The organism is Ectopseudomonas khazarica (assembly GCF_004521985.1).
Lineage (GTDB): Bacteria > Pseudomonadota > Gammaproteobacteria > Pseudomonadales > Pseudomonadaceae > Aquipseudomonas > Aquipseudomonas khazarica.
On sequence record NZ_SBHZ01000060.1, the window covers coordinates 1 to 397 of the forward strand.

Sequence of the window (397 nt, forward strand, 5' to 3'; positions counted from 1 at the left end):
CTGCCGACAGTGTCTATCCCACCTGTTGCGGCTCTGCCACGGAGGGCGCGGCACTGCTTGTCGAAGGCGTCCGCTTCATCCCGTACCCGGCGCTTCGCCTCCGATAGATCGGCTGTCCCAAGGCTCCTGGTAACCTCCCGCCGCCCGAAGTCCGCTACCAGATCGAGCGGCACCCTTGCCCGAAACTGCCAGTTCGCCGATCCCCTGCGACGCGCGAGGTATGTGTGCCGACCCACGTCCTTCATGCTCCCTGCGTACACTCGTGTGTAGCAGTCGCCTAGGCGTAAGCCGTTGGTTTCTGTAAGCTTCGTGGTATATCAACCACTTAGCGTGGCGCTGGCGGAAGGGGTGGGATTCGAACCCACGGTAGAGTTGCCCCCACGGCGGTTTTCAAGAC

1 protein-coding gene is annotated in these 397 nt (G+C 62.7%); it reads right to left on the reverse strand.

The genetic code is table 11. The features are described 5' to 3' along the window. Positions 1–245 (reverse strand): DUF6538 domain-containing protein (locus tag EPK82_RS25225; protein WP_394346211.1); only part of this gene is annotated, 245 nt, incomplete at its 3' end. Positions 246–397 lie beyond the last annotated feature (152 nt).